Source organism: Vibrio sp. V08_P9A1T1 (genome assembly GCF_963874405.1).
GTDB classification, from domain to species: Bacteria; Pseudomonadota; Gammaproteobacteria; order Enterobacterales; family Vibrionaceae; genus Vibrio; species Vibrio anguillarum.
Genome location: NZ_CAWNIB010000208.1, coordinates 1 through 2,813, shown reverse-complemented (window position 1 = coordinate 2,813; position 2,813 = coordinate 1). Strand labels below are relative to the sequence as shown.

Here is a 2,813-nt window from a genome sequence, read left to right as displayed (position 1 = left end):
CGATCAGACTTTATTGTGATTAATTAAACTTTAATATGCTCCGACAATATGTGCTCTAACCACCTTGTATCACTCAACCGTTACGGCTTTGGCCAGGTTACGAGGTTGATCGACATCCGTACCTTTGATTAAAGCAACATAGTAAGAAAGAAGCTGCATTGGAATGGTGTAGTAGATCGGCGCGGTAATTTCACTCACGTGTGGCATGGTGATGATTTTCATTGTTTCATCAGCCGCAAAGCCTGCGTCTTGATCGGCAAACACATACAGCAAACCGCCACGAGCACGCACTTCTTCAATGTTCGATTTTAGCTTCTCTAACAGCTCGTTATTTGGTGCAACCACAACAACGGGCATATCAGCATCAATCAGTGCTAATGGGCCGTGCTTTAATTCGCCCGCTGCGTATGCTTCAGCATGAATGTAAGAGATCTCCTTCAGCTTTAATGACGCTTCAAGCGCGATAGGGTAAAACTCACCACGACCTAGGAATAGAGTGTGGTGTTTATCTGCAAAATCTTCAGCCAGTGCTTCAATCTGCTTTTCATAGGCAAGAGCGGCATTAATTTGTGCAGGCAGTGCATGCAGTGCTTCAACAATTTCCGCCTCTTTTTCTTTATTAATGCACTGCTTTTGTTTACCAAGAGCGGTCACTAACATTAGCAAGGTTGCAAGCTGAGTAGTGAAGGCTTTGGTTGACGCCACACCAATTTCTGTTCCGGCGCGAGTCATGAATGCAAAGTCAGATTCACGAACCAGTGAAGAACCCGCCACGTTACAAATAGTCATCGCGGCCATGTAGCCTTTTTCTTTCGCCAAGCGCAAAGCGGCTAAGGTATCTGCCGTTTCACCGGATTGAGAAAGCGTGATCAACAAGCTATTTGGACGAGTGACAAATTTTCGATAGCGGAATTCAGAGGCAATTTCCACATCGCAACTCACGCCTGCCAATGCTTCAAACCAATAACGCGCTGTCATGCCTGCGTTGTACGACGTTCCGCAAGCGACGATTTGCACATGTTCCACTTGGCTAAGAATTTCGGCAGCGTTCACGCCAATGCTTTCTGTCACTACGCTGTCTTTGGTGATACGGCCTTCCATGGTGTTAATCAATGCCGTTGGCTGTTCAAAGATCTCTTTTTGCATGAAATGACGATATTTACCTTTATCGCCAGCGTCGTGCTCTGCGTTAGATTCGCTAATTTCACGCGTCACCTGTTCGCCGTTTGCAGCAAAAACCGTCACATCGCGGCGCGTAACTTCCGCGACATCACCCTCTTCAAGATACATAAAGCGGCGTGTAACATTCAGCAAAGCTAATTGGTCTGAAGCTAAGAAATTCTCACCAACACCGAAACCGATCACGATCGGGCTACCGGAGCGAGCAACCACAACACGGCTTGGATCTTTGCGATCAAGCACCACAGTACCGTAAGCACCATCGAGTTGTTTAACCGTTTTTTGCACCGCTTCAAGCAGTGAACTGGCCGTGCGCAGTTCCCACTCAACAAGGTGAGCAATCACTTCAGTATCGGTTTGCGATTCAAAAAGGTAGCCGCGTTCACGCAGAACATCACGTAGCGTTTCATGGTTTTCGATAATGCCGTTATGCACAACCGCAATATCGCCCGACATGTGTGGGTGAGCATTAATTTCGGAAGGTTCACCGTGTGTCGCCCAGCGTGTGTGCGCAATGCCTGTGCCTCCGGCTACATGTTGCTTTTCGACTGCATCGGCTAGCTCTTGCACTTTGCCTAAACGACGAACGCGCGTTAATTGACTCGCACTATCCACCACAGCAACACCGGCTGAATCATAACCGCGGTATTCCAAACGGCGTAGTCCTTCCACTAAAATTTCAGCCACATCTCGTTGTGCTACTGCACCGACGATTCCACACATAAGGTTTTTACTCCATTTTAGATTTATGCTTCATCCCTAAAGCCGCAAGCGAAGGCCTTTATTTAGGAATGGTTGAATAGGGATTAATTAAGCTCGGATCACTCGCACTTGGTGCGATTCAATCAATGCGGCATCTTGAACGGTTAGATCGTTATCGGTCACTAACACGTCGATATGCTCCCAAGCGAGCTCAAGGTTGGGAATTTTTCGGCCAACTTTGTCTGATTCGATCATCACGATCACTTCTCGTGAGACTTCGGCCATCACTTTGCTCAGGCCAATCAGTTCATTGAAGGTGGTGGTGCCACGTTCAAGATCAATACCGTCAGCGCCAATAAACAGTTGGTCAAAATCGTAAGAACGCAGTACCGATTCAGCCACTTTGCCCTGAAATGACTCGGAATGGGTATCCCAAGTACCGCCCGTCATTAATAGTGTCGGTTCACTTTCTAATTCATTAAGGGCGTTCGCTACGTGCAATGAGTTGGTCATCACAACCAAACCGCGTTTATCATTCAGTTGCTGAATTAATGCTGCCGTAGTACTACCACAGTCAATAACGATGCGATTGTGGTCTCGAATTAACTTAGCCGCCGCCTTAGCCAGCTTTATCTTTCGATTCGAAACTTTAGGATTAAACTCATCATTGACCACCTCTTTAGGCAGTGCAATCGCACCACCGTAACGGCGTAAGAGTTGACCGTTTTTCTCTAAAGAGGCCAAATCCTTTCTAATCGTCACCTCTGAGGTTTCAAACTGAGCAGAGAGTGCATCAACACTGACCTCACCCTGTTCATTCACAAGGTTAGCGATGGTGTGTCTTCTCAGTTGTGTATTTCGTTTCGACATTTATATTTTTCTTCAAGATTACGAATCGAAAGCAATATTAATCGAATCGAAACTTTATTGTC

Annotated in this window: 2 protein-coding genes; both read right to left on the bottom strand. The window is 46.5% G+C overall.

Features of this window, described 5'->3' with window-relative positions; translation table 11 throughout:
- Positions 1-69: 69 nt before the first annotated feature.
- Positions 70-1,902 (bottom strand): glutamine--fructose-6-phosphate transaminase (isomerizing), encoded by a 1,833-nt coding sequence (gene glmS, locus AACT21_RS08610; RefSeq protein WP_013857796.1) that lies wholly within the window; start codon positions 1,900-1,902, stop codon positions 70-72.
- A gap of 87 nt (positions 1,903-1,989) precedes the next feature.
- A complete protein-coding gene (locus AACT21_RS08605; protein WP_013857797.1) occupies positions 1,990-2,751 on the bottom strand; it encodes a DeoR/GlpR family DNA-binding transcription regulator in 762 nt (253 codons plus the stop codon).
- Positions 2,752-2,813 lie beyond the last annotated feature (62 nt).